Here is a 26,923-nt window from a genome sequence, read left to right as displayed (position 1 = left end):
CGCGCGCCCTCCCCACGTCCTGCTCTCCCTCCTGGGGCGCCCCGCCCGCCCCCCCGGCACCCACAGCGCCTCACGCGCCCCAATACAACCGCATCGGGTTGTCCACCAGCAGCTTCTGCTGCAGCTCCAGCGTCGGCGCGATGTGGGGAATCACATCCACCAGATGCCCATCATCAGGCATGTGGTCCTTCATGTTCGGGTGCGGCCAGTCCGTGCCCCACAGCACGCGATCCGGGAAGCGTTCCACCAGGTGCCGCGCGAACGGCACCACGTCGGCGTACCCCGGCGGCCCCACCCGCGACAGCCGCTCCGGGCAGCTGACCTTGCTCCACACATTTCCGTGCTCGGCCATCAGCTGCACGAAACGCTGGAATTCCGGCCCGTCCACCGGCTGGCTCACGTCCGGCCGGCCCATATGGTCGACCACCACCGTGGTCGGCAGCGAGGTGAAGAAGTTCCAGCGCTCGGCCAGGTCGGCCGCTTCGAAGTACACCACCACGTGCCAGCCCAGCGGCGCAATGCGGTCGATGATGGCGTGGTAGTAGGCATCCGGCTTGGGGTCGACCAGCCGGCGCACGAAGTTGAAGCGCACGCCGCGTACGCCCGCGGCATGCAGCTGCTGCAGCTCCTCGTCGCTGACCGTATCGCGCACCGTGGCCACGCCACGGGCCAGGCCGCCGCTGGCCTGCAGCGCATCGACCAGGGCGCGGTTGTCTGCACCATGGCAGGTTGCCTGCACGATCACGTTGCGGCTGAACCCGAGGAAGTCGCGCAGCGCGAACAGCTGCGCCTTTCCGGCGTCGCAGGGCGTGTACTTGCGCTCGGGTGCATACGGGAACACATCGCCCGGACCGAACACATGGCAGTGCGCGTCCACCGCACCCGGCGGAGGTACGAATGTCGGGCGGCTGGGGTTGGCGCAGTAGTCCATCCAGTCGGCATCCTTCTGGAACGCGGCCATCACAGCCCCCTCGCCTTCAGCTGCGCATCCAGCCGCGGGTAGACCCGCCGCGCATTGCCTTCGAATACCTTGTAGCGATCGCCTTCGGACAACGCCAGCGCATCCACGTAGCGACGGGTGTCATCGAAGAAGTGGCCGGTCTGCGGGTCGATGCCACGCACCGCGCCCACCATTTCCGAACCGAACAGGATGTTGTCGATGTCGATCACCTCGAACAGCAGGTCGATGCCGGGCTGGTGGTACACGCAGGTATCGAAGTAGACGTTCTTCATCACATGCTCGGCCAGCGGCGGCTTGCCCAGCATGTCCGCCAGGCCCCGGAAGCGCCCCCAATGGTAAGGCACCGCGCCACCGCCATGCGGGATGATGAAGCGCAGCTCGGGGAAGTCACGGAACAGATCGCCCTGCAGGAACTGCATGAAGGCGGTGGTATCGGCGTTCAGGTAGTGCGCGCCGGTCGCATGGAAATTGGCATTGCAGCTGCCCGACACGTGCACCATGGCCGGCACGTCCAGTTCCACCATCTTCTCGAAGAACGGGTACCAGGAACGATCGGTCAATGGCAGGCCATCCCAGTGGCCGCCGGACGGATCGGGGTTGAGGTTGCAGCCGACGAAACCACGCTCGTTCACGCAGCGCTCCAGCTCAGCCACCGAGTGCGCGATCGGCACGCCCGGCGACTGCGGCAGCTGGCAGACGCCGATGAACTGATCCGGGTACAGCTGAACCACCCGCGCGATCAGGTCGTTGCAGCGGCGCGTCCATTCAGCGCTGACCTGCTCATCGCCGATGTGGTGGGCCATGGTGCTGGCGCGCGGCGAGAAGATGGTCATGTCCGCACCGCGCTCGCGCAGCAGGCGCAGCTGGTTGGCCTCCACGCTGTCGCGAAGTTCATCGTCGCTGATCGTGGGATAGACCGCCGCCGGCAGCGAGCGGTCGTTGAAGTGGGCCACCTGCGCCTTGCGGAACGCATCGTGGCCGGCGGGGGCCGTGGTGTAGTGGCCGTGGCAGTCGATGATCATGGGGGATCTCCTCGGGCGATGGATCACCAGCCGAACAGCTGGGCGAAGTGCACATCCACGCGCAGGCCGACAATCAGCGCGTCGGGGATGTTGGTGGTGCGCGTGGGCGCGTAGATCGGGTCGGGGTTGATGACGTACTGCAGGTTCGGCATCAGGCGGATGCCCTTCTTCACTGCCCAGCCGTAGCTGAGTTCGGTGATGATTTCGTCGGCATGTGGTGCACCGGTACCGCCGTAACGGCTGCGGCGATCACGCAGGAAGCCGATCTGTTCGTCGCTGAAATGCGTGTTGGAGACGAACATGGCCAGGGTGTCCTGGTCGCGGCCGGCGAAGGTGCCTGTCTTGACGAAGCCCGCCGACACGAAATGATCGACCGGGGCCTCGTTGCCGGTGTTGACGTAGACCCGGCCGAACACGGCCAGGTTGCGCTTGCCTTCGCCGCGCCAGACGGTCTGGTCGCCCATCGCGTAGACGCCCATGCGCGCGCCGTCCTGCACGGCCGTCGGCTTGCCGGTCAGCGCCGCCGAATTGCCGTTGGCATCGAAGTACGAGCTCTTGCCGCCATCGCTGTTGCGGTACATGCCGACGCGGTAGGTGCGCGGCAGGCGGTCGTTGGCGAAGGACGTCTGGTAGCCCACTTCGTAGGCGCTGATGGTGCCGGTGCCCTCGCCCACCGAGAAGTCCAGGCCGTTCTTGCCGGCCTTGTTCAGCTCGTTGTTGTAGTCGAACACGCCCGCCTGCGCATACCAGCGATCATTCACGTCGTAGCGCACGAGGCCGGCCCAGGACGAATTCGGGTAGGCGGTGATGCCCAGGTCGGTGATCGCACCATAGGGCGTCAGGCACATCGCGTTGCTCATGAACACGCAGTTGAGCGGCGAGTTGTTGAAGTAGCTGTTCACCGGTGCACGGCCGGCGATGATGCTAAGGCCATTGTCGAAGCGGTGACGAAGGGTCAGCCGGGTCAGGCGGCCGCCGGCCACCGGTCGCCAGGTCTGCTGTGCGCTGATCGAATTGCCGATCTTCTCGCGCGCCAGGTTGCGCCCGGCGAACCAGGCCCACTGCGCATCCACCTCGGTGCCGTGCACGCCGAACAGTTTGTCCAGGTCGAATTTCGACTGGGCCATCACCCAGTACGAACCTTCGGTGCCCTGTTCAACACCGCCCACCGGGTTGTGGGCCACATTGCCGACCAGGTCCAGGGTCAGGTCGACGCCCTCGGGGATGCTGCGTTCAGCGGCGAACGCAGGCGTTGCCAGTGCGCTGGCAAGCAGCAGGTACAGCGGGGTACGCAGGAACTGCGACATGTTCTCTCCCTTCCCGGCGCCGCCGGCGCCAGGGTGATGCATTCAGTGGAGGCCACCGCAGTGGCCGTCAGGACTCAGGCCATTGCCTCAGGCGGGCTGCACGCCGAGCAGGCGTTGCCGGGTTCGGCGAGTGCCGATCTGCGCGGCCATGGTCTTTTCATCCAGCTTGCCTTCCCACTTGGCGATCACCAGCACGGCGATGGCATTGCCGATCAGGTTCACGAAGGTCAGGCCTTCAGCCAGGATGCGGTGGATACCAAGGATCAAGGCGATGCTGGCCACCGGAATGGTGCCGGTGGTGCCAAGGGTCGCCGCCAGTACCACGAACGCCGCACCGGCCACGCCCGCAGCACCCTTGGAGGTCAGCAGCAGCACGGCGATCAGGCCCAGCTGGTGCCACACGGTCAGTTCGGTATTGGTGGCCTGGGCCAGGAAGATCGCCACCGTGGTCAGGTACAGGCAGGTGCCATCCAGGTTGAACGAGTAGCCGGCGGGAATCACGAAGCCGACGACGCCCTCTTCGCAGCCCAGCTTCTTCATCTTCTCGATCAGGCGCGGCAGCACCGTTTCGGTGGAGGTGGTGGCCGCAACGATGATGATCTCGTCGCGCAGGTAACCCAGCAGGCGCCACAGGCTGGCACCGGTCCACCAGCACACTGTGCCCAGCACCAGCACGGTGAACAGCCCGCAGACCACGAAGAACTCGATGATCAGCTCGCCCAGCGACAGCAGCGAGGCAGCCCCGAACTGGCCGACGGTGAAGGCGATGGCACCAAACGCACCGATCGGCGCCACGTACATGATGTAGCCGATGATCTTGAACAGCGCACCGGAGGCGCTCTCGATCACATCCATCACCGGCTTGCCGCGCTCGCCGACGGCGGCCAGGGCCACGCCGAACAGCACCGCCACGAACAGCACCTGCAGCACATGCGCCTCGGTGAAGGCACTGACCAGGGTGTTGGGGATGATGGCCATGATGTAGGCCACGATCGACTGGTCATGGGCGGTGTGCACATAGCCCTGGATGCTGGCCATGTCGATGGTCGCCGCGTCGATGTTCATGCCGGCGCCGGGCTTCCACAGGTCCACCGCCACCAGGCCGACGATCAACGCGAGGATGGTGATCACCTCGAAGTAGATCAGCGATTTCAGCGCCAGCCGACCCACGCTGCGCATGTCACGCATGCCGGCGATGCCGTGCACCACGGTGACGAAGATGATCGGTCCGATCATCATCCGGATCAGCTTGATGAAGCCATCACCCAGCGGCTTCATCGCCGAACCCAGGTCCGGCTGCAGCCAGCCCAGCAATACGCCGATCACGGTGCCGGCCAGCACCTGGAACCACAACTGGCCAAAGATTCCAAAGCGGCCCGGCCGCTTCCCTACCACGGTCATAACAACCCTCCCAGGTCGCAGAGAATAGAAAGGCGCTGCCTGTTCAGTCGAACAGTGCGCCGTCGAACAGCTTCCGTGCGGTGCGCAGCATGGCCGCGCGGGCCACCTGGCCGTCCTCGTCCAGTTCAATCACGCAGGTCGTGGCCCCGCTGGGGTGCTCCACCGCCAGGGTCTGTACCTGCCCGCCCGGCAACCGGGCCAGTGCATGGGCCGGCGAGCCCGGCAGCAGGCAGGCCGTGGCCACCGTCACCGCACCCAGCACGCCGATGGAGGCATGGCAGCGGTGCGGGATGAACGAGCGCACGCAGATCGCGCCGCCGTCGGCCGGTGCGGCCACCAGCATCATCTTGGGCACCGACTTCTCCGCCACATCGCCCAGGTTCATCTTCGGCCCCGCCTGCAGGCGGATCGCCTCCAGGCGGACCTTCAAGGCCTCGTCCGCGTCCAGCGTGGCGCGGTCCTCGTAGCCGCTGATGCCCAGGTCGGACGCGCGCAGCACCACGCAGGGCATGCCGTTGTCGATCAGGGTGGCCTGCACGCCGTCAATCACGTCCACCACGTTGCCGGTCGGCAGCAGCGCGCCGCAGCTGGAACCGGCGGTGTCCTCGAAGGCCAGTGGCAGCGGTGCGGCAGTACCCGGTACGCCATCGATGCGCGCGTCACCGGCATAGCTCACCACCCCGCCTGGTGTCTGCACGCTGGCCGTGGCCAGGGTGCCGGTGTTGGCCATGAAGATGCGCACCTCGGTCACCCCATCGCGCGCCGCCACCAGGCCGCGCTCAATCGCGAACGGACCCACGCCGGCCAGCATGTTGCCGCAGTTCTGCGCGTCACTCACCAGCGCCTGGTCGACGAAGACCTGCAGGAACAGGTACTCCACGTCAGCATCCTCGCGCTGCGAGGGCGAAACCACGGCGACCTTGGAGGTCAGCGGGTCGCCGCCGCCCATGCCGTCAATCTGGCGCACATCCGGTGAACCATAGGCGCGCAGCAGGAAGGCATCACGCGCGGCGGCATCAGCCGGCAGGTCCTGGGCGAGGAAGAACCCGCCCTTGGACGTGCCTCCGCGCATCCACATCGCGCGCACGCCCTTATTCATAGCGCAGGCCCTTGGCGGCCAGGCGCTCACGCATGGCGTAGATGTCCAGGCCGAGTTCGCCACGGGCCAGACGCTCGCGCTTGTCGGCCTCCCGCGCTTCGCGCGCCTGCGCTTCGGCGGCCACCCGCGCCGCATCGGCGCGCGGCACGATGCACACGCCGTCATCGTCGGCGATCACCACGTCACCCGCATTCACCAGAGCGCCACCGCAGACCAGCGGCACGTTCACCGAACCCAGGGTTTCCTTTACCGTGCCCTGCGCGTGCACCGCGCGGCTCCACACCGGGAAGCTCATCGCCGTCAGCTCACGCACATCGCGCACGCCTGCATCGATGACCAGGCCGCGGCAGCCACGGGCCTGCGCCGAGGTCGCCAGCAGGTCGCCGAAGTAGCCATCGGTGCAGTCGCTGGTCGGCGCCACCACCAGGATGTCGCCCTCGCCGAGCTGCTCGATGGCCACGTGCATCATCCAGTTGTCGCCCGGCGGCACCGAGACGGTGACCGCGCTGCCGGCGATGCGCGCGCCGCTGTAGATCGGCCGCAGCCGCGGATGCAGCAAGCCACTGCGACCCTGTGCCTCATGCACGGTGGCCACGCCGGCCTCGGCCAGTGACTGGATCAGCGCCAGTTCGGCGCGCTCGATACGGGTGATGACGCGGGACATCCATCCATCCTTCGTTGGCGATGGCGCAGTCTGTTCCCCGTCATGCAGACCCCTCAAGATCGTTTTTCGTCCGGCCCATTCAATCTGGTTATAGTTGTGCCATGAATGGACTGCCCGAGCTGAACCTGAAACACCTGCACGCGATGGTGGCGGTGCACGTGCACGGCGGCATCAGCGCGGCCGCGCCGCACCTCAACCTGTCCCAGCCCGCGCTCACCCAGGCCATCGCGCGGCTGGAACGGCAGCTGGATGCGCCTCTGTTCGACCGCCAGCCCGGCGGCATGGTCGCCACCGAAGCGACGCGCCTGCTGGCACCGCGCATCGAACGCGCCCTCGCCTACCTCGCCCGTGGCGTACGCGCCGCCCGGCGTGCGGCGCGCCTGCCCGCACTGGCAACCATCGAACGGCGGCTGACCCTGAGCCAGCTGCGCGCCCTCAACGCGGTGGACAGCGCCGGCAGCTTCACGCTCGCGGCAGCGCGCGCGGGAGTTTCGCAGCCGGCCATGCACCGCGCGGTGCGCGAACTGGAAGCGGTGATCGAGGTGCCCCTGCTGCAGCGGCGTGGCAAGGCCCTGCTGGCTACGCCCGCCGCGACCCGCCTGCTGCGCTGGGTCCGGCTGGCACTGTCCGAGCTGGCCACCGGCCTGGACGAACTGGCCGCCACCCGTGACCAGCACGGCGGCCGCCTGGCCATCGGAGTGATGCCGCTGGCGCGCGCCTTGCTGCTGCCACAGGCACTGGCCCGATTCGCGCGGGCCTGGCCGGGCGCGACGGTGAACGTGGTGGAGGGACCGTTCTCGGAGCTGCTGTCCGACCTGCGCGAAGGCAGTCTGGACCTGCTGGTCGGCGCCATGCGCGACCTCAGCGCGGTGCCCGACGTGGTGCAGGAAGGCCTGTTCGACGATGACCCGGTCATCGTCGGCCGCGCCGACCATCCGCTCGCCGCGAGGCTACCCTGGCGTTTCGAGCAACTGCTCGACTACCCGTGGGTGATCCCGGCCACCGGCGCGCCGGTGCGTGCGCGCTGGGAGCGGATGTTCCGCGACAACGGCCACGAGCCACCGGTGCTGCGCATCGAGTGCGGCTCGCTGGTGATCACCCGCGGCCTGCTGCTGGAGGATGACTGGCTGACCCTGATGTCACGCGACCAGTTCCTGATCGAACGCCAGGCCGGCCTGCTGGCCGGACTGGGCCTGGCCGGCCGCGCCCTGCGCCGCCGCATCGGCCTGACCACCCGCGCCGACTGGCACCCGACGCGTCCGCAGCAGGCCTTCCTGCAGACCTTCCGCGAGGTCTGCGCCGAACGCAGCAGCGACGGCCCGGACGCCTGGCCGTTCCGCTATCGCTGACGCTGGCAACTGCCGGCCGCTGCGATCAACGCTACGGGCCGAATCCCACCGCCAGGGCCACGACCTTGCCCTCGCGCAGGAAGTAGCAGTTGCTGGACCCGCCCTCCAGGAAGATGCAGGTCCGCTCAACGACCACCCCACCCAGACGGTCCTGCACGCTTTCCTTGGTCGCCGCCTGACTGGCGATCTTCTGCACCGCTGCGGCCGGGCCACCGATCCGTACGCCGTTCAAGGCAATGGCTCCCACTCCCTCTACTGTTCCGGCATTCCCTTTCCCTGACGACAGCGAAGAAACACGGATCTCATCCACCGTGCGGAATTCCGGCGCGACATCGGGGTTCGAGGTGATGACCACCTCGCATCCAGACGTCGCGTCACGATAGACACGTCGTACCAAGCCGTTCTGATCGACCGTCTCTGCGCCCTTCCCATATCGCTTGATCACATCCGCCTCGAGATACACCCGAGGGCGGTAGGCACCGTCGGCAAAGACCTTGGCGATGTAGTCGACGCGAGGCTCCAGCGCGCGCACGGAACCCGTGTGGCAGGACAAGCTGACGCAGAGAATGAGAGAGAACGCTGATCGGTTCATTCTGTTCAAAGGCTCACGCGCGGACAGGGTCGGCGCGAGCATCGCACAGAAAAGACGTGAACCTCATCGGTATGCTTTGATGACAGCACTGCACAAGGAAGGCTGCGCATGATCACAAGGAACTGGAAGGCCGCGCTGGCGGCAATGCTGTTGTCACTGCCCCTGGTACCGGCCAGCGCCAGCGGCGATCTGTTCTACTTCGAGGCCGGCCAGGGCGACGTGGTCTTCACGCTGATGCTGGTCGGCCGTGAGGACCCCGGCGCGGTCAACGTCAGCTGGAAAGGCCTGTCGATTCCGCAGCCTCCCAATGTGCAACGCCGCTACTACATCGAATTCGACCGCGCCCGCCGCCAGGCCTACGTGCGTCCGCTCCGCCATGACGGACTGCCCTGGTTCGAAATGGACGTCTCCGGCAAGCGCGGCAACGTGCTGATCGCCGGCCGTCGGCTGCAAGGCAGCGCGGACTGGACCGTGCAGTAGCGGATGCCGCGCACAAAAAACCCCCGGCTTTCACCGGGGGTTCTGCGTTTCAACGGGATGCCGACCAGCGGCCGGCACTACCGCATCAGGCAGCGACCGTCTTGGCCACGTCCTGGTATTCCTCGATCTGGTCAAAGTTCATGTAGCGGTAGATCTCCGCACCGCTCTGGGCGATCACGCCCACATCGGCCATGTACTCTTCCTTGGTCGGGATGCGGCCCAGACGCGAGCAGATCGCGGCCAGCTCGGCCGAACCCAGGTACACGTTGGTGTTGCGGCCCAGACGGTTCGGGAAGTTGCGGGTCGAGGTCGACATCGCAGTGGAGCCTTCGCGGATCTGCGCCTGGTTGCCCATGCACAGCGAGCAGCCCGGCATTTCCATGCGTGCGCCGGTGGCGCCGAAGGTGCCGTACACGCCTTCCTTGGTCAGCTCCGAGGCGTCCATCTTGGTCGGCGGGGCCACCCACAGGCGGGTCGGCAGGTCGCGCTTGCCTTCCAGCAGCTTCGCAGCGGCACGGAAGTGACCGATGTTGGTCATGCACGAACCGATGAACACTTCGTCGATCTTGGCGCCAGCGACTTCAGACAGGGTCTTCACGTCGTCCGGGTCGTTCGGGCAGGCCACGATCGGCTCGTGGATGTCGGCCAGGTCGATCTCGATGACGGCGGCGTACTCGGCGTCGGCATCCGGCTCCAGCAGCTCCGGGTTGGCCAGCCAGGCTTCCATCTTCTCGATACGGCGCTGCAGCGAACGCGGATCCTGGTAACCCTCGGCAATCATCCACTTCAGCAGGGTGATGTTGCTGGTCAGGTACTCGATGATCGGTTCCTTGTTCAGGCGCACCGAGCAACCGGCGGCCGAACGCTCGGCCGAGGCGTCGGACAGTTCGAACGCCTGTTCCACCTTCAGCTCCGGCAGGCCTTCGATTTCCAGGATGCGACCGGAGAAGATGTTCTTCTTGCCGGCCTTGGCCACGGTCAGCAGGCCCGACTTGATGGCGTACAGCGGGATCGCGTTGACCAGGTCACGCAGGGTCACGCCCGGCTGCATCTGGCCCTTGAAGCGCACCAGCACCGATTCCGGCATGTCCAGCGGCATGACGCCGGTGGCAGCAGCGAAGGCCACCAGGCCCGAACCGGCCGGGAACGAAATGCCCACCGGGAAACGGGTGTGCGAGTCACCACCGGTACCGACGGTGTCCGGCAGCAGCATGCGGTTGAGCCAGCTGTGGATCACGCCGTCGCCCGGACGCAGCGAGACGCCGCCACGGGTGGAGATGAACTCCGGCAGGGTGTGGTGGGTCTTGACGTCCACCGGCTTCGGGTAGGCGGCGGTGTGGCAGAACGACTGCATCACCAGGTCGGCCGAGAAGCCCAGGCAGGCCAGGTCCTTCAGCTCGTCACGGGTCATTGGGCCGGTGGTGTCCTGCGAGCCGACCGAGGTCATCTTCGGTTCGCAGTAGGTGCCCGGACGCATGCCCTGACCTTCGGCCAGGCCACAGGCGCGGCCGACCATCTTCTGCGCCAGCGAGAAGCCCTTGCCGTTGTCGGCCGGCTGCACCGGCAGGCGGAACAGGTCGGTCGGGGCCAGGCCCAGCGCTTCACGCGCCTTGCCGGTCAGGCCGCGGCCGATGATCAGCGGGATGCGGCCACCGGCGCGCACTTCGTCGAACAGCACGTCGCTCTTCACTTCGAACTCGGCGATCACTTCGCCGTTCTTCAGGGCCTTGCCGTCGTACGGACGCAGCTCGACCACGTCGCCGTGCTCCATCTGCGAAACGTCCAGCTCGATCGGCAGGGCGCCGGCATCTTCCATGGTGTTGTAGAAGATCGGGGCGATCTTGCCGCCCAGGCAGACGCCGCCGGCGCGCTTGTTCGGGATGAACGGAATGTCATCGCCGGTCCACCACAGCACGCTGTTGGTGGCCGACTTGCGCGAGGAACCGGTGCCGACCACGTCGCCGACGTAGGCAACCAGGTGGCCCTTGTCCTTCAGCGACAGGATCTGCTGGATCGGACCGCGCTTGCCGTCTTCTTCCGGGGTGAATGCCGCGTCGTCGCGCTTGTTCTTCAGCATCGCCAGGGCGTGCATCGGAATGTCAGGGCGGGTGGTCGCGTCCGGGGCCGGCGACAGGTCGTCGGTGTTGGTTTCGCCCGGCACCTTGAACACGGTGACGGTCAGGCTCTGCGGCACTTCCGGGTTGCTGGTGAACCACTCGGCATCGGCCCAGCTCTGCAGCACGGACTGGGCGTTGGCGTTGCCCGCCTTGGCCTTTTCCTGCACGTCATGGAAGGCATCGAAGACCAGCAGGGTCTTCTTCAGGCCGTCAGCGGCGATGGTGCCGATGGCCGCATCGTCCAGCAGCTGCACCAGCGGGGCGACGTTGTAACCGCCGAGCATGGTGCCCAGCAGTTCGGTGGCGCGCTCACGGCTGATCAGCGGGTTCTGCTCGCTGCCCAGGGCGATGGCCGCCAGGTACGAGGCTTTGACTTTGGCAGCATCGTCGACGCCGGCCGGCACGCGGTGGGTCAGCAGGTCGAGCAGGAACTCGGCCTCGCCCTGCGGCGGGTTCTTCAGCAGTTCGATGACATCGGCCGTCTGCTGCGCGCTCAGCGGCAGCGGCGGGATGCCAAGCGCAGCGCGCTCGGCGACGTGGTGGCGGTAGGCTTCCAACATGACAACTCCCGGGTAATGCGTAGGTTGAAAAAAAGATGGGCTCAGGCTTGCGGCACGATCAGCTTCAGGCCCTTGAAGTAGTCGCGGTAAAACGTGTCGTTCCAGGTGATCAGGCCATCGCACTGCAGCAGTGCGTGGGCGCCGACCATGAATTCGTCCAGGCTGCGGCGGCTGCCGCTGCGCTGGCGGTGGCGGCGGTGCATCTCGCCGGCGCGCAGGGCCGACTTGGCCTCCAGCGCATTGAAGTGCACGCCCATTTCTTCCAGTGCTTCCAGCACCTCGGCGCCGCCGCGCAGCGAGGCGCAGACTTCGGCCAGGGTCGCGCCGCAGACCACCACGCGGCCGCCGACCAGGCTCTGGCGCAGGATGGCTTCCACCGCATCGGCCTGCGGGCCGTTGCTGAGCAGTTCGACCAGGACCGGGGAATCGACGGCGATCATCACGGCTTACTCCTCGTCGCGCACCGAGCGCACGGCCGCTTCGGCCGAATCGAAGCCATCGAGCGCGAACTTGCCGCGCGCCCGTGAAATGGCATCGTCAACACTCTTGCGCAGAATGATCCGGCTGCCGTCCAGCTCGACCTTCAGCTGGGTGCCCTTGGTCAGGCCCAGCGCGTCACGCACTGCCTTGGGCAGGGTGATCTGTCCGCGCTCTGCAACGGTGGCTTCCATGGGTAGGCCCTCTTCGGTATGCACGAATTATACATACCGAAGGGGCCATACCGCCAGCCACGTACTTAGAACGCCACCTGCAGGCGGGTATTGAAGGTGGTGCCTTCGTCCCTGCCCTGCCCGCTGCCGCTGCGGTTGTGGGTCTGCCAGCGGATCGCCTCGAACATCACGCGGCTGTAGTCGTTCAGGTACCAGTTCGTTCCCAGCGTCCAGGCGTGGCCGGTGCCGCCGGTGGGCAGCTCGGCGTAGTCCACGTCCTCATACCGCGCCTTCAGCTCCCAGGCGCCGGCGCCGCCGTCGGTCACCGGGTCGGCCACCTTCACCTTGCCCCAGGTGCCCGCCTTGCCGGAGTAAGCCGGCACCGCGCCCGCCAGGAACCAGCCGGCCGAAACCGCCCAGGCCTGGTGGTCCAGGTCGTAGCGGCCGCTGGCGTCGACCCCGCGCAGGTTGCGCGTGCCCCATTCGCCGGTGGCCCACGCCGGGCCGAAGAACCCCGCCGCTTCCAGGCCGTAGGCCGTGCTGCGCTCGGCGCCCACCAGGGTGCCCGGGGCGATCTTCACCAGATCGTTGAAGTGCCCGGCGATGGCCGAGCTGCGCAGCACGCCGCTGGCGCCGGCGGCGATCTCCTCATGGAACGCCCAGGCCCCCAGGTGAACGGTAGCGGCCTTGCTGGCCACCGGGTTCCAGTGCACACGGGTCGCCCAGGTCTGGCTGTCATTGTCGTTGCCGGCGTTGTTCAGGTCGTTGCCCGCCACCGACAGGCTGGCATGCCAGCCCTTGCCATAGACGCGCTCGGTCAGGCCGACGCCGAACAGGCCGCGCTGCGGCAGCATCAGCGTGCCGACCACGTTGCGGTCCGGGAACGGCGTGTTGGAGGTGCTGCTGGAGCCATCGATGCCGCGGTCGTTCAGGCGGTTGCCCACGGTCAGGTCGGCCGGCAAGCCGAACAGGCGGTGGTCGACGGTGGCATAGACCGATTTCCAGGCCACCGCGTTGTCGGCGAAGTCGCCCTCCACCGCCCAGCCGAGGATGCCGTAGCGGCCCTCGGCGCCCAGGCGTACCGAGCGGATCTCGGTGCCGGAGATGTTGCGGTCGGCCACCGACGAGCCGTCGGTACTGGAGCCATCGACAAACATGCGGCCGCGCGGGCGGAAGGCGACCTTGCCATCGGCGCTGCTGAACTCCGGGGCACCCTTGGCCCAGGACACCTTGGGCGCCTTGGACTGGCTCGACTCCAGCGCGGCCACCCGGGTTTCCAGCGCAGGCGCAGGCGCCGGTGCCGCGACCGGGGCTGCGGCAGCCCCCTGCCCGCCTTCGACGGCACGCAGGCGGGCTTCAAGCTGCTGGATCTGCAGCGCCTGCTGCTGCACCAGCGCCGAAAGCTCGGCCTGGCTCAACGGCGCCGGGGCGGACTGCGCCCCCGCATGGCCGCTGGCCAACAGCAGGCCGAGCGCGACCGACAGCGCTGCGCGGGGCAGCACGGTGTGCTTGTTCATGGGTTCTCTCTCCGGCCAGCCGGCCCCCTGGCCTGGCGCTGGCCTGTTGCGATGGTGCGGGGGAAGATCGGGGGAGGCAGCGCGCGCCGCCGGATCAGCCCGGCGGCACGGCATGCGGGCTCAGCGCAGCGCGGTCAGCTGGTGGCCTGTGCCTGGGTGTTGGGACGCCAGGTGATCAGCTTGTTCTCGACCACGTCGAGCAGGGCATCGATGACCAGCACGAAGGCGGCCAGGATGATGATGCCGGCAAACACACCCACGGCATTGAAGTTGCCCTCGGCCTGCGCGATCAGGTAACCCAGGCCCGCCGAGGCACCCAGGTATTCGCCGATGATGGCGCCGACCACGGCAAAGCCCACCGAGGTACGCAGCGAGGACAGGATCCAGCTGGCGGCCGCGGGGAAGTACACGTGGCGCAGCAGGTCACTGCGGCCCGCACCGAGGATGCGGGCATTGGCCAGCACCACCGGGTTCACTTCGCGCACGCCCTGCATGGCGTTGAAGAACGTGGTGAAGAACACCAGGGTCACCGCCAGGGCCACCTTCGACCACAGGCCCAGGCCCAGCCAGAGCACGAAGATCGGTGCCAGCACCACGCGCGGGATCGCATTGAAGCCCTTGATGAAGGGATCCAGGATGCGCGCCGAGCGGCGGCTCAGGCCGAGCCAGACACCGCCGGCCACGCCCAGGCCGGTACCGATCAGGTAGCCCAGCGCGGTCTCTGTCAGGGTGATGTAGACGTGCTGGTAGAACGAGGTATCGGACAACCAGGTCCAGGCCTGCTGCACGATCGCTGTCGGCGAGGGGAAGAAGAACGGATCGATCACGCCCAGCGCGATGCCGCCTTCCCAGCCACCGAATACGGCGATGACCAGGGCCAGCTGGATGAATTTGTCAGTCTTGGCGTGCATAGCTCTTCTCCACTTCGCCGCGCAGGCAGGCCCAGATGTCGCGGTACAGGTCGGTGAAACGTTCGTCCAGCTTGATTTCGGCGACATTGCGCGGCCGTTCCAGATCCACGTCGAAGCTGCGCACGACGCGGCTGGCCGGACCGGAGGACAGCACCACCACGCGGTCACCCAGGGCGATGGCTTCTTCAAGGTCATGGGTGATCAGGATCACCGAGCGGCGATCCTCCTGCCACAGGCGCAGCAGCTCGTTCTGCATCAGGTGGCGGGTGTGGATGTCCAGCGCCGAGAACGGCTCGTCCATCAGGATCACCTTCGGCTCGACGATCAGCGCCTGCGCCATCTGCACGCGCTTGCGCTGGCCACCGGACAGCTGGTGCGGGTAACGGTGCTCGAAGCCGGTCAGCCCGACCTTGGCCAGCCACGCATTGGCCTTGGCCTTGCGCTCTGCCTCTGGCACGCCACGGAAGCGCAGGCCCAGCTCGACGTTCTGGTAGGCGGTCTTCCACGGCAGCAGTGCGTCCTGCTGGAACAGGTAGCCGACCGACTCCTGCACGCCGCTGACGGTGCGGCCGTCGATGGCCACGTCACCGGACGAGGGCTTCAGCAGCCCCGCCACGGAATTGAGGATGGTGCTCTTGCCGCAGCCGGTGGGGCCGACGATGGCGAGGAACTCGCCGTCGCCCACCTGGATGTCGACATCACGCACGGCGGTGAATTCGCCGAAGGACATGGTCACCTTGTTGATGGCGACCATGGTCTGTGCAGGCTCCAGCTGCGGCGCGCCATTGAGCTGGCGCACGGTGGCATTGAGGGCCATGGGGTTACCTCCGCTTACGGTTGGGCAGCCGGCGTCGCAGCGTGGGCACGCTCGACGAAGGCATTGGTGTAGGTCTTGGACAGGTCGATGTCAGCGTTGGCGACATCCTTGTTGAACTCGCGCAGCACCTTCAGCGGCGTCTCCAGATCGGCCGCGGTGAAGTGACCGTCGGTGGTGAAGATCGCGCGGGCGTTCTCCACGGCACGGGCGTAGGTGGCGCGGTCACCGGAGACATAGCTGTCCGGCAGCGCGGCGACGATGTCCTCGGCGCTGTTGTCGGCGATGAACTTCAGGGCCATCTGCTCGGCACGGGCGATCTTCTCGGCCGCTTCCGGGCGCTGCTCCAGGAAGCTGCGGTTGGCATACATCACCGAGGTCGGGTACAGGCCGCCGTAGACCTGGCGTGCGCCCTCGTCACTGCGCGCATCGATGATGATCTTCCCGACCTTGCGCTCGGTGATCAGGGTGGCGGCCGGGTCGTAGTTCACCAGCAGGTCGATCTTGCCCTGCTCCAGTGCAGCCACCGCTGCCGCACCCGAACCGACGCCGATCAGCGAGATGCTGTCCACCGGAATGTCATGCTGGGCCAGGAAGTGGCGGACGAAGAAGTCGGACGAGGAGCCCGGCGCGGTGATGCCGACCTTCTGGCCCTTGATCGTGTCCGGGCGTGCCGGGTCGAAGGTCGCGTCATCGCGGCCGGCCATCACCAGGCCGGAGTTGCGCGACAGCAGCACGAAGCCCACCACGTCCTTGCGCTTTGCCTGCATCTGGATGGTGTGGTCATAGAAGCCCACGGCCACGTCGGTGGAGTTGGCCACCAGCGCCTGCAGCACCTTCGAACCGCCCTGGGCGAAGTTCTCGGTCTTCACCTCCAGGCCGACGTCCTTGAAGTAGCCCTTGGAATCGGCAATGAAGAACGGCAGGTTGTTGAGGTTGTAGGACCCCACGCTGATCCGCACCGGCGTGGTGTCGCCGCTGCCGGCGGCCGCGCCCTGCGCATCGGCCCCATTCTTGCTGCACCCGGCCATGGCCAGGCCAGCCGCGCACAGCGCGGCCATGAACATCTGCTTGTACATCATCCCTCCCAGGAGTGAAGCATCTACGTTGTGGTGGCCGGCCACGCGCGGCTGCGCGGGCCCGACCGGTTTCAGGTCATGCCGCTGAAGTCCATTGGCGGGCTTGGGTGGAACAGGTCTCGGTGGTTGCGGGCGAGGTCGCGAACACGCGGCCTTCGAACAGGCGGCGGGCGGTACGGACCACGCTGGCAACCACCGGCGCATCGTCCGAGCTTCGGCTCAGGCCCACGTCCAGGGCCCCGCTCGGATGTTCGAGGGTAATGCTGCCGGGCAGGCCCAGGCATCCGACGAAAGTGTTGGCCAGCGTGCCCGGGGTGACGGCCGCCGTCGCCAAGCCAACCCCGCCGGTGATCGCCAGCGCGGTGTGGCATTGATGGGGCATGAAATAGCGCACCTGCAGGTGGCCGCCGTGCTGCGGTGCAGAAAGCAGCACCGGCTTGGGGATCACCTTGTTGCCGGCATCGGCGATACCCATGCGGGCGCCGGCTTCGATGCGCAGGGCTTCAAGACGGGCGAGGAAGCCCGCATCCGCATTCAGTTCGGCCGGCGAGGCATCGCCGCGCACGCCCATGTCCTCGGCGCGCACCAGCATCATCGGCATCGCACAGTCGACCAGGCTCACCGCCACGCCGTCGATGGTTTCCTGCGCATGCCCGCTGGGCAGCAGCTTGCCGGTACGGGCGCCGGCCGCATCCAGGAAGGAGAGCCGCACCGGCGAGGCCGAGCCCGGCGCACCAGCGATCCGCGTATCACCGCGGTAGACCACCTCACCGCCCGGCGTTTCCACCGTGGCCACGATCAGCTTGCCGGTATTGACGTTGAAGATGCGTACCCGGGTCTGCGGGTCCTGTGCCTGCACCAGCCCGCGCTCGATGGCGTAGGGGCCGACGGCGGCCAGCATGTTGCCGCAGTTCGGCGAGGTGTCGACCACCTTCTGCTCCACCCGCACCTGGGCGAACAGATAGTCCACGTCCGCGTCGGCGCGGCTGGACCGGTCGATGATCGCCACCTTGCTGGTCAGTGCGTTGCCCCCGCCGATGCCATCGATCTGCAGCGGGTGGCCCGAGCCCATGACTTCCAGCAGCAGGCGGTCGCGCTGGGCGCTGTCCGCCGGCAGATCGGATGCCAGGAAGAAGGGGCCTTTGGAGGTACCGCCGCGCATGAGGACGCAGGGAATGCTGAGCAGATCGTTGGACATACGTGTGCTAGATTGATGCGTATAGGGGATGAATACCCCCTCTGTGATTCGATACTGGCATGACCCCGATTGATCTGTGAATTGCTGATTTTTGGATGATTGATACCCCATGAGCATCAATTGCGAGATTCTGGACCTTCGCGCCTTCCTCCTCGTTGCCGAGACCCGCAGCTTCCACCGCGCCGCTGAAAGCCTGCACGTGTCGCAGCCGGCACTCAGCCGCCGCATCCAGAAGCTGGAACAGGCCGTCGGCTCACCTCTGCTGGAGCGCACCACGCGCAGCGTCAGCACCACCGCCGTCGGCGAGAACCTGCTGCCACTGGTGCGGCGCATGCTGGAGGAATTCGACGGCTCGCTGTTCTCATTGCGCGGCCGCGAGGACACCCGTGGCGCCACGGTGACCATCGCCTGCCTGCCGACGGCCGCGTTCTACTTCCTGCCCAGCGTGATGGCACGCTTCCACGAAGCGCATCCCAACGTGCGCTTCCGCATCCTGGACATTCCGGCCACCGAGGGCCTGCAGGCGGTGGAACGTGGCGAAGTGGAATTCGGCATCAACTTCATGGGTGCCAACGACCCCAACCTGGACTTCGACGTGCTGGCCGAGGACCCCTTCGTGCTCGCCTGCCGCCGCGACCATCCGCTGGCCCGCAAACGCAAGGTCGAATGGGCGGACCTGGCCCAGCACCAGCTGATCACCGTGCACCGCACCAGCGGCAACCGCACCCTGCTCGATGGCGCACTGGCGCGCGAGAATCTGAAACTGAGCTGGCACTACGAAGTCACCCACCTGTCCACGTCACTGGGCATGGTCGAAGCGGGCATCGGCGTGTCGGTGCTGCCGAAGATGGCCACCCCCGATGGCGACCACCCGATCCTGGTGACCCGCCCGATCGGCAACCCGGTCGTCTCGCGCACCATCGGCATCGTGCGTCGCCGCGGCGCCCTGCTCTCGCCCACCGCCGAGCGCTTCCTGCAGATGCTGATGAGCCAGTGGCGCGGCAAACCGTGACATCGGCACTACATACAGCCATGTAACCTTGCGTCCTGCGCCAAGGGCGTTCCGGCCACTCCCCGCTCGGCCATACTGACGGGGATCCGGCGGCCGGAACGCCACCGGCAAACGCAAGCAGGCCTGCCACGGCGGGCCAGAGCAAGCCATCCGCAAGAGGAGTCATCCCGCATGAGCGATTCGTTCTCCACCCGCAGCCAGCTGGACGTCGGCGGCAAGATCTACGACTACTTCAGCCTTCCCACGCTCGGCAAGCGCTTCGACATCTCCCACCTGCCCTACTCGATGAAGATCCTGCTGGAGAACCTGCTCCGGCACGAGGACGGCGGCGCCACCGTCGGCCCCGACCACATCGAAGCGGTGGCGCGTTGGCAGCCCAGCGCCGAGCCGGATACCGAAATCGCCTTCATGCCCGCGCGCGTGGTCCTGCAGGACTTCACCGGCGTGCCCTGCGTGGTCGACCTGGCCGCCATGCGCGATGCGGTGGTCAAGCTGGGCGGCAAGCCCGAGCAGATCAACCCGCAGATCCCCTCCGAACTGGTCATCGACCACTCGGTGCAGGTCGATGTATTCGGCAAGCCCGACGCGCTGGACCTCAACGGCAAGATCGAATTCCAGCGCAACCAGGAACGCTACGGCTTCCTGCGCTGGGGCCAGAAGGCCTTCGACAACTTCAAGGTGGTGCCGCCCAACACCGGCATCGTCCACCAGGTGAACCTGGAAAACCTGGCCCGCGTGGTGATGACCGCCGACAAGGACGGTCGCGCCGTGGCCTACCCCGATACCGTGTTCGGTACCGACAGCCACACCACGATGATCAACGGCATCGGCGTGCTCGGCTGGGGCGTGGGCGGCATCGAGGCCGAGGCGGCCATGCTTGGCCAGCCCTCCTCGATGCTGATTCCGCAGGTCGTCGGCTTCAAGCTGACCGGCAAGCTGCCCGAGGGCGCCACCGCCACCGACCTGGTGCTGACCGTCACCCAGATGCTGCGCAAGCTCGGCGTGGTCGGCAAGTTCGTCGAGTTCTACGGCGACGGCCTGCAGCACCTGCCGCTGGCCGACCGCGCCACGATCGGCAACATGGCGCCCGAGTACGGCGCCACCTGCGGCATCTTCCCGATCGATCACGAATCGCTGAACTACCTGCGCCTGTCCGGCCGCAGCGACGAGCAGATCAACCTGGTCGAGGCCTATGCCAAGGCCCAAGGCCTGTGGCACGAACCGGGCAGCGCGCCGGCCCAGTACAGCACCACGCTGGAACTGGACATGGGCACGGTCAAGCCGTCGCTGGCCGGCCCCAAGCGCCCGCAGGACCGCGTGCTGCTGGAAGACGTGCAGAAGAACTACCGCGAATCGCTGGCCGGCCTCACCGCCAACCGTGACAAGCGCAGCGCCGATGTCTCCACCTTCGTCAACGAAGGCGGCGGTGCGGCGGTCGGCAACGAGCAGCTGGCCAGGGGCTATGCGGACATCGAGACCGAAGGCCGCAAGGTGCGTCTGAAGGACGGCGCAGTGGTCATCGCCGCCATCACCTCCTGCACCAACACCTCCAACCCGGCGGTGATGATCGGCGCCGGCCTGCTGGCCCGCAACGCCGCGGCCAAGGGCCTGAACCGCCAGCCGTGGGTGAAGACCTCGCTCGGCCCAGGCTCGCGCGTGGTCACCGATTACCTGGAAAAGGCCGGCGTGCTGAAGGAGCTGGAGAAGATCGGCTTCTACGTGGTCGGCTACGGCTGCACCACCTGCATCGGCAACTCCGGCCCGCTGCCGGCCGAAGTCAGCGCCGGTATCGCCACCGGCGACCTGGTGGTCACCTCGGTGCTGTCGGGCAACCGCAACTTCGAGGGCCGCGTGCACCCCGAAGTGAAGATGAACTACCTGGCCAGCCCGCCACTGGTGGTGGCCTATGCCATCGCCGGCACCACCGACATCGACCTGACCACCCAGCCGCTGGGCACCGGCAGCGATGGCCAGCCGGTGTTCCTGCGCGACATCTGGCCGAGCAACAAGGAAATCGGCGACGTCATCGCCGCGACCATCGGCCCGGAGATGTTCAAGCAGAATTACGCCGACGTGTTCAAGGGTGACAGCCGCTGGAACACCATCGCCTCGCCGGACGGCAACCTGTACGAGTGGAGCGACGCCTCCACCTACATCAAGAACCCGCCGTACTTCGATGGCATGACCATGCAGACCGGCAGCATCGACGACGTGCACGGCGCACGCGTGATGGGCCTGTTCGGCGATTCGATCACCACCGACCACATCTCCCCGGCCGGCAACATCAAGAAGGATTCGCCGGCGGGCCGCTTCCTGCAGGAACGCGGCGTGCAGCCGGCCGACTTCAACAGCTACGGCAGCCGCCGCGGCAACGATGACGTCATGGTCCGCGGCACCTTCGCCAACATCCGCATCAAGAACCTGATGTTTGGTGGCGAGGAAGGCGGCAACACCCTGTACTACCCGGCCAACGGTGGCCAGCCGGAAAAGCTGGCGATCTACGACGCGGCCATGAAGTACAAGGCCGACAACGTGCCGCTGGTGGTGCTGGCCGGCAAGGAATACGGCACCGGCTCGTCGCGCGACTGGGCGGCCAAGGGCACCCTGCTGCTGGGCGTGAAGGCGGTCGTGGCCGAGAGCTTCGAGCGCATCCACCGCTCCAACCTGGTCGGCATGGGCGTGCTGCCGCTGCAGTTCCGCAACGGTGAGAACGCACAGTCGCTGGGGCTGGACGGCTCGGAGACGATCGACATCACCGGCCTGGAAGATGGTGCCAGCAAGCGCGCCACGGTGACCGCGACCAAGGCCGATGGCACGAAGAAGACCTTCGAGGTGTCGGTGATGCTGCTGACCCCGAAGGAAGTCGAGTACTTCCGCCACGGCGGCCTGCTGCAGTACGTGCTGCGCCAGCTGGCCAGCAAATAACGCGAACCTGAAACGGCCGGATCGACATCGATCCGGCCGTTTCCATAACCCGCCCAATTTTCATATTTTTCCCGATTCATGCAATTCGCACGAAACAGGCGTAAGGTGGGCCCATACCCCCGCTGGAGCTTCGCCATGCTTCACCTCCCCGTCCGCTTCGACCCGATCAACGAGCTGACCCACACCACCGCCTCGTCGGTGAAGGAGCACTGGCGCAAGGTCATGCAGGAGGTCCGCGACCAGCGCATGGTGGTGGTCACCAACCACAACGAGCCGCAGGCGGTCATCGTCTCCATCGAGCAGTACCGCGCCCTGCAGGCCCGGGTGGAGGCACTGGAATCCTCGCTGGAGGAACTGCGCGGGCAGGCCCCGGGCCTGGCCGAACTGCGTGCCGGCTTCGACCAGCGCCTGGCCGTGCTGCAGCAGGCCCAGGCCGGTGACACCGCGCGCGCCCTGCTGCGCCGCCCGGCCCGCCTGAAGGGTCAGGTCAAGGCCGGCACGGGGCACTGATGTCGCGACCGTTCCTGTATGTCCTTGCCGGCGTCAATGGCGCCGGCAAGAGTTCGGTGGGCGGCCACGTACTGCGCGAGGCCGGGCTGGACTGGTTCAACCCGGACACCTTCGCCCGCGGGCTGCGCGAGCTGTCGGGCCTGTCGCAGGCCGAAGCCAATGGCCAGGCCTGGCAGGAAGGCGTCAACCGCATCCGCGATGCCCTTGAGCAGGGCCACAACCATGCCTTCGAAACCACCCTGGGCGGCAATTCCATCGCCGCCCTGCTGCATGAAGCCAGCCGCAGCCACGATGTCCTGATGTGGTTCTGCGGCCTTTCCAGCCCCGAGCAGCACATCGCGCGGGTGCAGGCGCGGGTGCGCAGCGGTGGCCATCCCATCAACGAAGCCGACATCCGCCGGCGCTGGCCGCTGGCCCAGCAGAATCTGGTGCGCCTGATGCCGGTGCTGGCCCAGCTGCAGGTCTACGACAACAGCGCCGACGCCGCCCCCGGCGAGGCCGTGCCCGACCCACAGCTGCTGCTGCAGATGGAGGATGGGCAGGTGCTGTACCCCGAGCCCGACGACCTCGCCCAGCTGGCGGCCACGCCCGCCTGGGCCACCCCGCTGCTGGAAGCCGCCCTCCGCCTGTAAGCCAAGGGGTCGGATCCCGGGGTCGGATCCCTTTCCAAAGGAAAGGGCTCTGACCCCGAACCCCCATTCAAACGCCACCTTCACTTTTTGTTGATTGGACGTTCAATCAACAAACGCGATACTGTCCACCTCGGGCCAACGCCCATGCCCCAGGTGAGACCGTGCCGAAGAAAGGCATCGAACCGATCCGCCGCGAGCAGCTGATCCAGGCGACCTTCCAGGTGATCCACGATATCGGCCTGGCCGACGCCACCGTGGCCACCATCGCCCGCCAGGCCGGCCTGTCCACCGGCATCGTCGCCCACTACTTCGGCGACAAGGCCGGCCTGCTCAACGCCGCGATGCGGCAGATCCTCAACGAACTGAAAGACGCCTTCGCCCAGTACCGCGCCAAGGCCGATGCAGACCCGCGGGCCCAGCTGCGCGCGCTGGTCGATGGCAACTTCGACCAGACCCAGACCAGCGGCCCGGCCATGCGCGTCTGGCTGACCTTCTGGGCGGCGAGCATGCACCAGCCGGAACTGGCCCGCCTGCAGCGCATCAACGACCAACGGCTGTATTCCAACCTGGCCCATCAGTTCCACCGCGCGCTGCCGGCCGAACGCGCCCGCGACGCCGCCCGTGGCCTGGCCGCGATGATCGACGGCCTGTGGCTGCGCGGCAGCCTGGTCGGTGGCCCGTTCGACACCACCGCCGCCCGCGCGCTGGCGTACGCCTACATCGACTTCCAGCTGCAGCCCGAGGGCGTATAAGCAGCTTCAAGCCCTTCCCCTTTGTTTCCAGGAGTGCCCCATGACCGCCCTGCCCGTCCAACAGCTCTACATCCACGGCCGACGCGTCGACGCCACCAGCGGCAAGACCTTCCAGACCATCAACCCGGCCAACGGCCAGGTCCTGGCCGAAGTGCAGATCGCCAGCCAGGCCGACGTCGAGCGCGCGGTGCAGAGCGCGGCCGAAGGCCAGAAGGTCTGGGCGGCGATGACCGCGATGGAGCGCTCGCGCATCCTGCGCCGCGCGGTCGACCTCCTGCGCGAACGCAATGATGCGCTGGCCCAGCTGGAAACCCTGGACACCGGCAAGGCGCTGGCCGAAACCACCACGGTGGACATCGTCACCGGCGCCGACGTGCTGGAGTACTACGCCGGCCTGGCCACCGCCATCGAGGGCATCCAGCTGCCGCTGCGTGAATCGAGCTTCTTCTATACCCGCCGCGAACCGCTGGGCGTGGTCGCCGGCATCGGTGCCTGGAACTACCCGATCCAGATCGCGCTGTGGAAGTCGGCGCCTGCGCTGGCCGCCGGCAACGCGATGGTGTTCAAGCCCTCCGAAGTGACCCCGCTGACCGCATTGAAGCTCGCCGAAATCTACAGCGAAGCCGGCGTGCCGGACGGCGTGTTCAACGTGGTGCAGGGCCCGGGCGGCGAGATCGGCAACTGGCTCACCGAACACCCGGTGATCGAGAAGATCTCCTTCACCGGCGGCGTGGCCACCGGCAAGAAGGTGATGGCCGCCGCCGCGTCGTCGTCCCTGAAGGAAGTGACCATGGAGCTGGGCGGCAAGTCGCCGCTGGTCATCTGCGATGACGCCGATCTGGACCGTGCGGCCGACATCGCGGTGATGGCCAACTTCTTCAGCTCCGGCCAGGTCTGCACCAACGGCACCCGCGTGTTCGTGCCGCGCAGCATGCTGACCGCGTTCGAGGCCGCCGTGGTCGAGCGGGTCAAACGCATCCGCATCGGCGATCCGCAGGCCGCCGACACCAACTTCGGCCCGATGGTCAGCTTCCCGCACATGCAGAACGTGCTGCGCTACATCGACAGCGGCAAGGCCGAAGGCGCACGCCTGCTGACCGGCGGCGGCCGTGCGCAGGAAGGCGTGCTGGCCGATGGCGCCTACGTGCTGCCGACCGTGTTCTCCGACTGCCGCGATGACATGACCATCGTCCGCGAAGAGATCTTCGGGCCGGTCATGAGCATCCTCGCCTACGACGACGAGGACGAAGCCGTGCGCCGCGCCAACGACACCACCTTCGGCCTTGCCGCCGGCGTGGTCAGCCGTGACATCAGCCGCGCCCACCGCATCATCCACCGCCTCGAAGCCGGCATCTGCTGGATCAACACCTGGGGCGAATCCCCCGCGGAAATGCCGGTCGGCGGCTACAAGCAATCCGGCGTCGGCCGCGAGAACGGCCTGTCCACGCTGGGCCATTACACCCGCATCAAGTCGGTGCAGGTCGAACTGGGCGACTACGCCAGCGTGTTCTGATCAGCGTGCTCTGATCAGCGCGCCCTGAGCCAGCCGCCCGGCGCGAACGCCGGATCGACATTCCGCCGGGAGAGCTGCGCAACGCGCCTCCCGGCCCGCAGGAGAACCCTCATGAGCACCCCCAACGAGTACGACTACATCATCATCGGCGCCGGTTCGGCGGGCAACGTGCTGGCCACCCGCCTCACCGAGGATGCCGATGTCAGCGTGCTGCTGCTGGAAGCCGGTGGCCCGGACTACCGCCTCGACTTCCGCACCCAGATGCCGGCTGCACTGGCCTACCCGCTGCAGGGCAAGCGCTACAACTGGGCGTACAAGACCGACCCCGAGCCCTTCATGAACAACCGCCGCATGGATTGCGGCCGTGGCAAGGGCCTGGGCGGCTCGTCGCTGATCAACGGCATGTGCTACATCCGCGGCAACGCGATGGACTACGACCACTGGGCCAGCATGCCGGGCCTGGAAGACTGGACCTACCTGGACTGCCTGCCGTACTTCCGCAAGGCCGAGACCCGCGACATCGGCGCCAACGACTACCACGGTGGCGACGGCCCGCTGCGGGTGACCACGCCCAAGGCCGGCAACAACGAACTGTTCGCCGCGATGGTCGAAGCCGGCGTGCAGGCCGGCTACCCGCGCACCGATGACCTCAACGGCTACCAGCAGGAAGGCTTCGGCCCGATGGACCGCACGGTCACGCCGAAGGGCCGCCGCTCCAGCACCGCCCGCGGCTACCTGGACCTGGCCAGGCCGCGCCCGAACCTCACCATCGTTACCCACGCCCTTACCGACCGCATCCTGTTCTCGGGCAAGCGCGCAGTGGGCGTGCAGTGGCTGCACAACGACCAGCCGCAGCGCGCCACCGCCCGCCGCGAAGTGCTGCTGTGTGGCGGCGCCATTGCCTCGCCGCAGATCCTGCAGCGCTCCGGCGTCGGCCCGGCCGATCTGCTGCGCAGCCTGGACATCGATCTGGTGCACCACCTGCCCGGCGTCGGCGCCAACCTGCAGGATCACCTGGAAATGTACCTGCAGTACGAATGCAAAAAGCCGGTATCGCTGGCCCCGGCGTTGAAACTACACAACCAGCCGGCCATCGGCGCCGAATGGCTGTTCCTGGGCACCGGCATCGGCGCCAGCAACCAGTTCGAGGCCGGTGGCTTCATCCGCAGCGACGAGGCCTTCGACTGGCCGAACCTGCAGTACCACTTCCTGCCGGTGGCCATCAATTACAACGGCTCCAACCCGATCAAGGCGCACAGCTTCCAGATGCACGTCGGCTCGATGCGCTCGCCCAGCCGTGGCCGCGTCCAGGTCGTGTCCAAGGATCCGCGCGTGCACCCCAGCATCCTGTTCAACTACATGTCGCACGAGCAGGACTGGCGCGAATTCCGCGCGGCCATCCGCATCACCCGCGAGATCTTCGCGCAGCCGGCGCTGGCACCGTACAGCGGCCGCGAGATCTCGCCCGGCCGCGAGCTGCAGACCGATGCGCAGATTGATGGCTTCGTGCGCGAGCACGCCGAGACCGCCTACCACCCCTCGTGCACCAACAAGATGGGCCACGCCGATGACCCGATGGCGGTGGTCGATGGCCAAGGCCGCGTACACGGGCTGGACGGCCTGCGCATCGTCGATGCCTCGATCATGCCGCAGGTGGTCACCGGCAACCTCAACGCGCCGACCATCATGATTGCAGAGAAGCTGGCCGACGTGATCCGCGGCCGCACCCCGCTGGCCCGCAGCACCGCGCCGTACTACAAGGCCAACGGCGCCCCGGCGCGCAGCCGCGGCTGACGCAGAAAACCCGCCCGGGCCCGCCCCCCCCGAGCCCGTTTGGCCCCCCCGGAGGGGGGCGCGC

24 protein-coding genes are annotated in these 26,923 nt (G+C 67.2%); 9 read left to right on the top strand and 15 right to left on the bottom strand.

What is annotated here, in order from left to right; all coding sequences use genetic code 11:
• Nucleotides 1-70: 70 nt before the first annotated feature.
• From IAE56_RS12795 to IAE56_RS12770, 6 genes are all read right to left on the bottom strand, one after another.
• On the bottom strand, nucleotides 71-961 hold the full coding sequence (locus IAE56_RS12795; protein WP_200752778.1) for an amidohydrolase family protein: 891 nt from the start codon (nucleotides 959-961) through the stop codon (nucleotides 71-73).
• On the bottom strand, nucleotides 961-1,983 hold the full coding sequence (locus IAE56_RS12790) for an amidohydrolase family protein (protein WP_200752777.1): 1,023 nt from the start codon (nucleotides 1,981-1,983) through the stop codon (nucleotides 961-963). The genes IAE56_RS12795 and IAE56_RS12790 overlap by 1 nt, the downstream gene beginning before the upstream one ends.
• A gap of 23 nt (nucleotides 1,984-2,006) precedes the next feature.
• Entirely contained in the window at nucleotides 2,007-3,290 is a 1,284-nt protein-coding gene (locus IAE56_RS12785) for a carbohydrate porin (protein WP_200752776.1), read from the bottom strand.
• Nucleotides 3,291-3,377: 87 nt separating this feature from the next.
• Nucleotides 3,378-4,691, bottom strand: coding sequence for a C4-dicarboxylate transporter DctA (dctA, locus tag IAE56_RS12780; protein WP_108746629.1), 1,314 nt, complete (start codon nucleotides 4,689-4,691; stop codon nucleotides 3,378-3,380).
• 43 nt (nucleotides 4,692-4,734) lie between these two features.
• Nucleotides 4,735-5,790, bottom strand: a complete 1,056-nt coding sequence (locus IAE56_RS12775; RefSeq protein WP_200752775.1) for a 4-oxalomesaconate tautomerase — start codon at nucleotides 5,788-5,790, stop codon at nucleotides 4,735-4,737.
• On the bottom strand, nucleotides 5,783-6,454 hold the full coding sequence (locus IAE56_RS12770) for a 4-carboxy-4-hydroxy-2-oxoadipate aldolase/oxaloacetate decarboxylase (protein ID WP_200752774.1): 672 nt from the start codon (nucleotides 6,452-6,454) through the stop codon (nucleotides 5,783-5,785). Before IAE56_RS12770 ends, IAE56_RS12775 begins: the two co-directional genes overlap by 8 nt.
• Before the next feature lie 101 nt (nucleotides 6,455-6,555).
• On the opposite strand from IAE56_RS12770, the gene IAE56_RS12765 reads away from it, so the two are divergent.
• The gene (locus IAE56_RS12765; protein ID WP_200752773.1) at nucleotides 6,556-7,803 is read left to right on the top strand and encodes a LysR substrate-binding domain-containing protein; all 1,248 of its coding nucleotides are present in this window, start codon (nucleotides 6,556-6,558) and stop codon (nucleotides 7,801-7,803) included.
• A 31-nt stretch (nucleotides 7,804-7,834) separates the two neighbouring features.
• Here IAE56_RS12765 and IAE56_RS12760 read toward each other — a convergent pair whose 3' ends face one another.
• Nucleotides 7,835-8,335 (bottom strand): hypothetical protein, encoded by a 501-nt coding sequence (locus IAE56_RS12760; protein ID WP_200752772.1) that lies wholly within the window; start codon nucleotides 8,333-8,335, stop codon nucleotides 7,835-7,837.
• 168 nt (nucleotides 8,336-8,503) lie between these two features.
• Here IAE56_RS12760 and IAE56_RS12755 point away from each other — a divergent pair, with 168 nt between their 5' ends.
• Entirely contained in the window at nucleotides 8,504-8,875 is a 372-nt protein-coding gene (locus IAE56_RS12755; protein ID WP_200752771.1) for a hypothetical protein, read from the top strand.
• Nucleotides 8,876-8,960: 85 nt separating this feature from the next.
• On the opposite strand, the gene acnB is transcribed toward IAE56_RS12755, so the two are convergent.
• From acnB to IAE56_RS12715, 8 genes are all read right to left on the bottom strand, one after another.
• Complete coding sequence (gene acnB / locus IAE56_RS12750; protein ID WP_200752770.1) at nucleotides 8,961-11,552, bottom strand: bifunctional aconitate hydratase 2/2-methylisocitrate dehydratase; 2,592 nt, start codon at nucleotides 11,550-11,552, stop codon at nucleotides 8,961-8,963.
• Between the two features lie 41 nt (nucleotides 11,553-11,593).
• Nucleotides 11,594-11,992, bottom strand: a complete 399-nt coding sequence (locus IAE56_RS12745; RefSeq protein ID WP_049458027.1) for a type II toxin-antitoxin system VapC family toxin — start codon at nucleotides 11,990-11,992, stop codon at nucleotides 11,594-11,596.
• 6 nt (nucleotides 11,993-11,998) lie between these two features.
• Nucleotides 11,999-12,223 carry an AbrB/MazE/SpoVT family DNA-binding domain-containing protein gene (locus tag IAE56_RS12740; protein WP_150455705.1) on the bottom strand — a complete coding sequence of 75 codons (225 nt, stop codon included), beginning with the start codon at nucleotides 12,221-12,223 and terminating at the stop codon, nucleotides 11,999-12,001.
• A gap of 65 nt (nucleotides 12,224-12,288) precedes the next feature.
• A complete protein-coding gene (locus tag IAE56_RS12735; RefSeq protein ID WP_200752769.1) occupies nucleotides 12,289-13,719 on the bottom strand; it encodes a porin in 1,431 nt (476 codons plus the stop codon).
• 134 nt (nucleotides 13,720-13,853) lie between these two features.
• The gene (locus IAE56_RS12730; RefSeq protein WP_200752768.1) at nucleotides 13,854-14,630 is read right to left on the bottom strand and encodes an ABC transporter permease; all 777 of its coding nucleotides are present in this window, start codon (nucleotides 14,628-14,630) and stop codon (nucleotides 13,854-13,856) included.
• Entirely contained in the window at nucleotides 14,614-15,447 is an 834-nt protein-coding gene (locus IAE56_RS12725; RefSeq protein ID WP_150455708.1) for an ABC transporter ATP-binding protein, read from the bottom strand. Before IAE56_RS12725 ends, IAE56_RS12730 begins: the two co-directional genes overlap by 17 nt.
• A gap of 14 nt (nucleotides 15,448-15,461) precedes the next feature.
• Nucleotides 15,462-16,523, bottom strand: coding sequence for an ABC transporter substrate-binding protein (locus IAE56_RS12720; RefSeq protein ID WP_200752767.1), 1,062 nt, complete (start codon nucleotides 16,521-16,523; stop codon nucleotides 15,462-15,464).
• A gap of 76 nt (nucleotides 16,524-16,599) precedes the next feature.
• Complete coding sequence (locus tag IAE56_RS12715; RefSeq protein WP_200752766.1) at nucleotides 16,600-17,721, bottom strand: 4-oxalomesaconate tautomerase; 1,122 nt, start codon at nucleotides 17,719-17,721, stop codon at nucleotides 16,600-16,602.
• Between the two features lie 109 nt (nucleotides 17,722-17,830).
• On the opposite strand from IAE56_RS12715, the gene IAE56_RS12710 reads away from it, so the two are divergent.
• The 7 genes from IAE56_RS12710 to betA all read left to right on the top strand — a co-directional run bounded on the left by IAE56_RS12710 (nucleotide 17,831) and on the right by betA (nucleotide 26,859).
• Complete coding sequence (locus tag IAE56_RS12710; protein ID WP_049455867.1) at nucleotides 17,831-18,733, top strand: LysR family transcriptional regulator; 903 nt, start codon at nucleotides 17,831-17,833, stop codon at nucleotides 18,731-18,733.
• A 171-nt stretch (nucleotides 18,734-18,904) separates the two neighbouring features.
• Nucleotides 18,905-21,658 carry an aconitate hydratase AcnA gene (gene acnA, locus IAE56_RS12705; RefSeq protein ID WP_200752765.1) on the top strand — a complete coding sequence of 918 codons (2,754 nt, stop codon included), beginning with the start codon at nucleotides 18,905-18,907 and terminating at the stop codon, nucleotides 21,656-21,658.
• A 135-nt stretch (nucleotides 21,659-21,793) separates the two neighbouring features.
• On the top strand, nucleotides 21,794-22,168 hold the full coding sequence (locus IAE56_RS12700) for a type II toxin-antitoxin system Phd/YefM family antitoxin (protein ID WP_116863625.1): 375 nt from the start codon (nucleotides 21,794-21,796) through the stop codon (nucleotides 22,166-22,168).
• Nucleotides 22,168-22,800, top strand: coding sequence for an AAA family ATPase (locus IAE56_RS12695; RefSeq protein ID WP_164074992.1), 633 nt, complete (start codon nucleotides 22,168-22,170; stop codon nucleotides 22,798-22,800). Before IAE56_RS12700 ends, IAE56_RS12695 begins: the two co-directional genes overlap by 1 nt.
• Before the next feature lie 161 nt (nucleotides 22,801-22,961).
• Complete coding sequence (gene betI / locus IAE56_RS12690) at nucleotides 22,962-23,552, top strand: transcriptional regulator BetI (protein WP_164075377.1); 591 nt, start codon at nucleotides 22,962-22,964, stop codon at nucleotides 23,550-23,552.
• 40 nt (nucleotides 23,553-23,592) lie between these two features.
• On the top strand, nucleotides 23,593-25,065 hold the full coding sequence (gene betB, locus IAE56_RS12685) for a betaine-aldehyde dehydrogenase (protein ID WP_200752764.1): 1,473 nt from the start codon (nucleotides 23,593-23,595) through the stop codon (nucleotides 25,063-25,065).
• A 111-nt stretch (nucleotides 25,066-25,176) separates the two neighbouring features.
• On the top strand, nucleotides 25,177-26,859 hold the full coding sequence (betA, locus tag IAE56_RS12680; protein WP_108768757.1) for a choline dehydrogenase: 1,683 nt from the start codon (nucleotides 25,177-25,179) through the stop codon (nucleotides 26,857-26,859).
• The last annotated feature ends 64 nt before the right edge of the window (nucleotides 26,860-26,923 follow it).

Source organism: Stenotrophomonas sp. S41 (assembly GCF_016624625.1).
Lineage (GTDB): Bacteria > Pseudomonadota > Gammaproteobacteria > Xanthomonadales > Xanthomonadaceae > Stenotrophomonas.
Note: the sequence above shows the minus strand (reverse complement) of the source record. Positions and strands in the feature narration are given on the sequence as shown.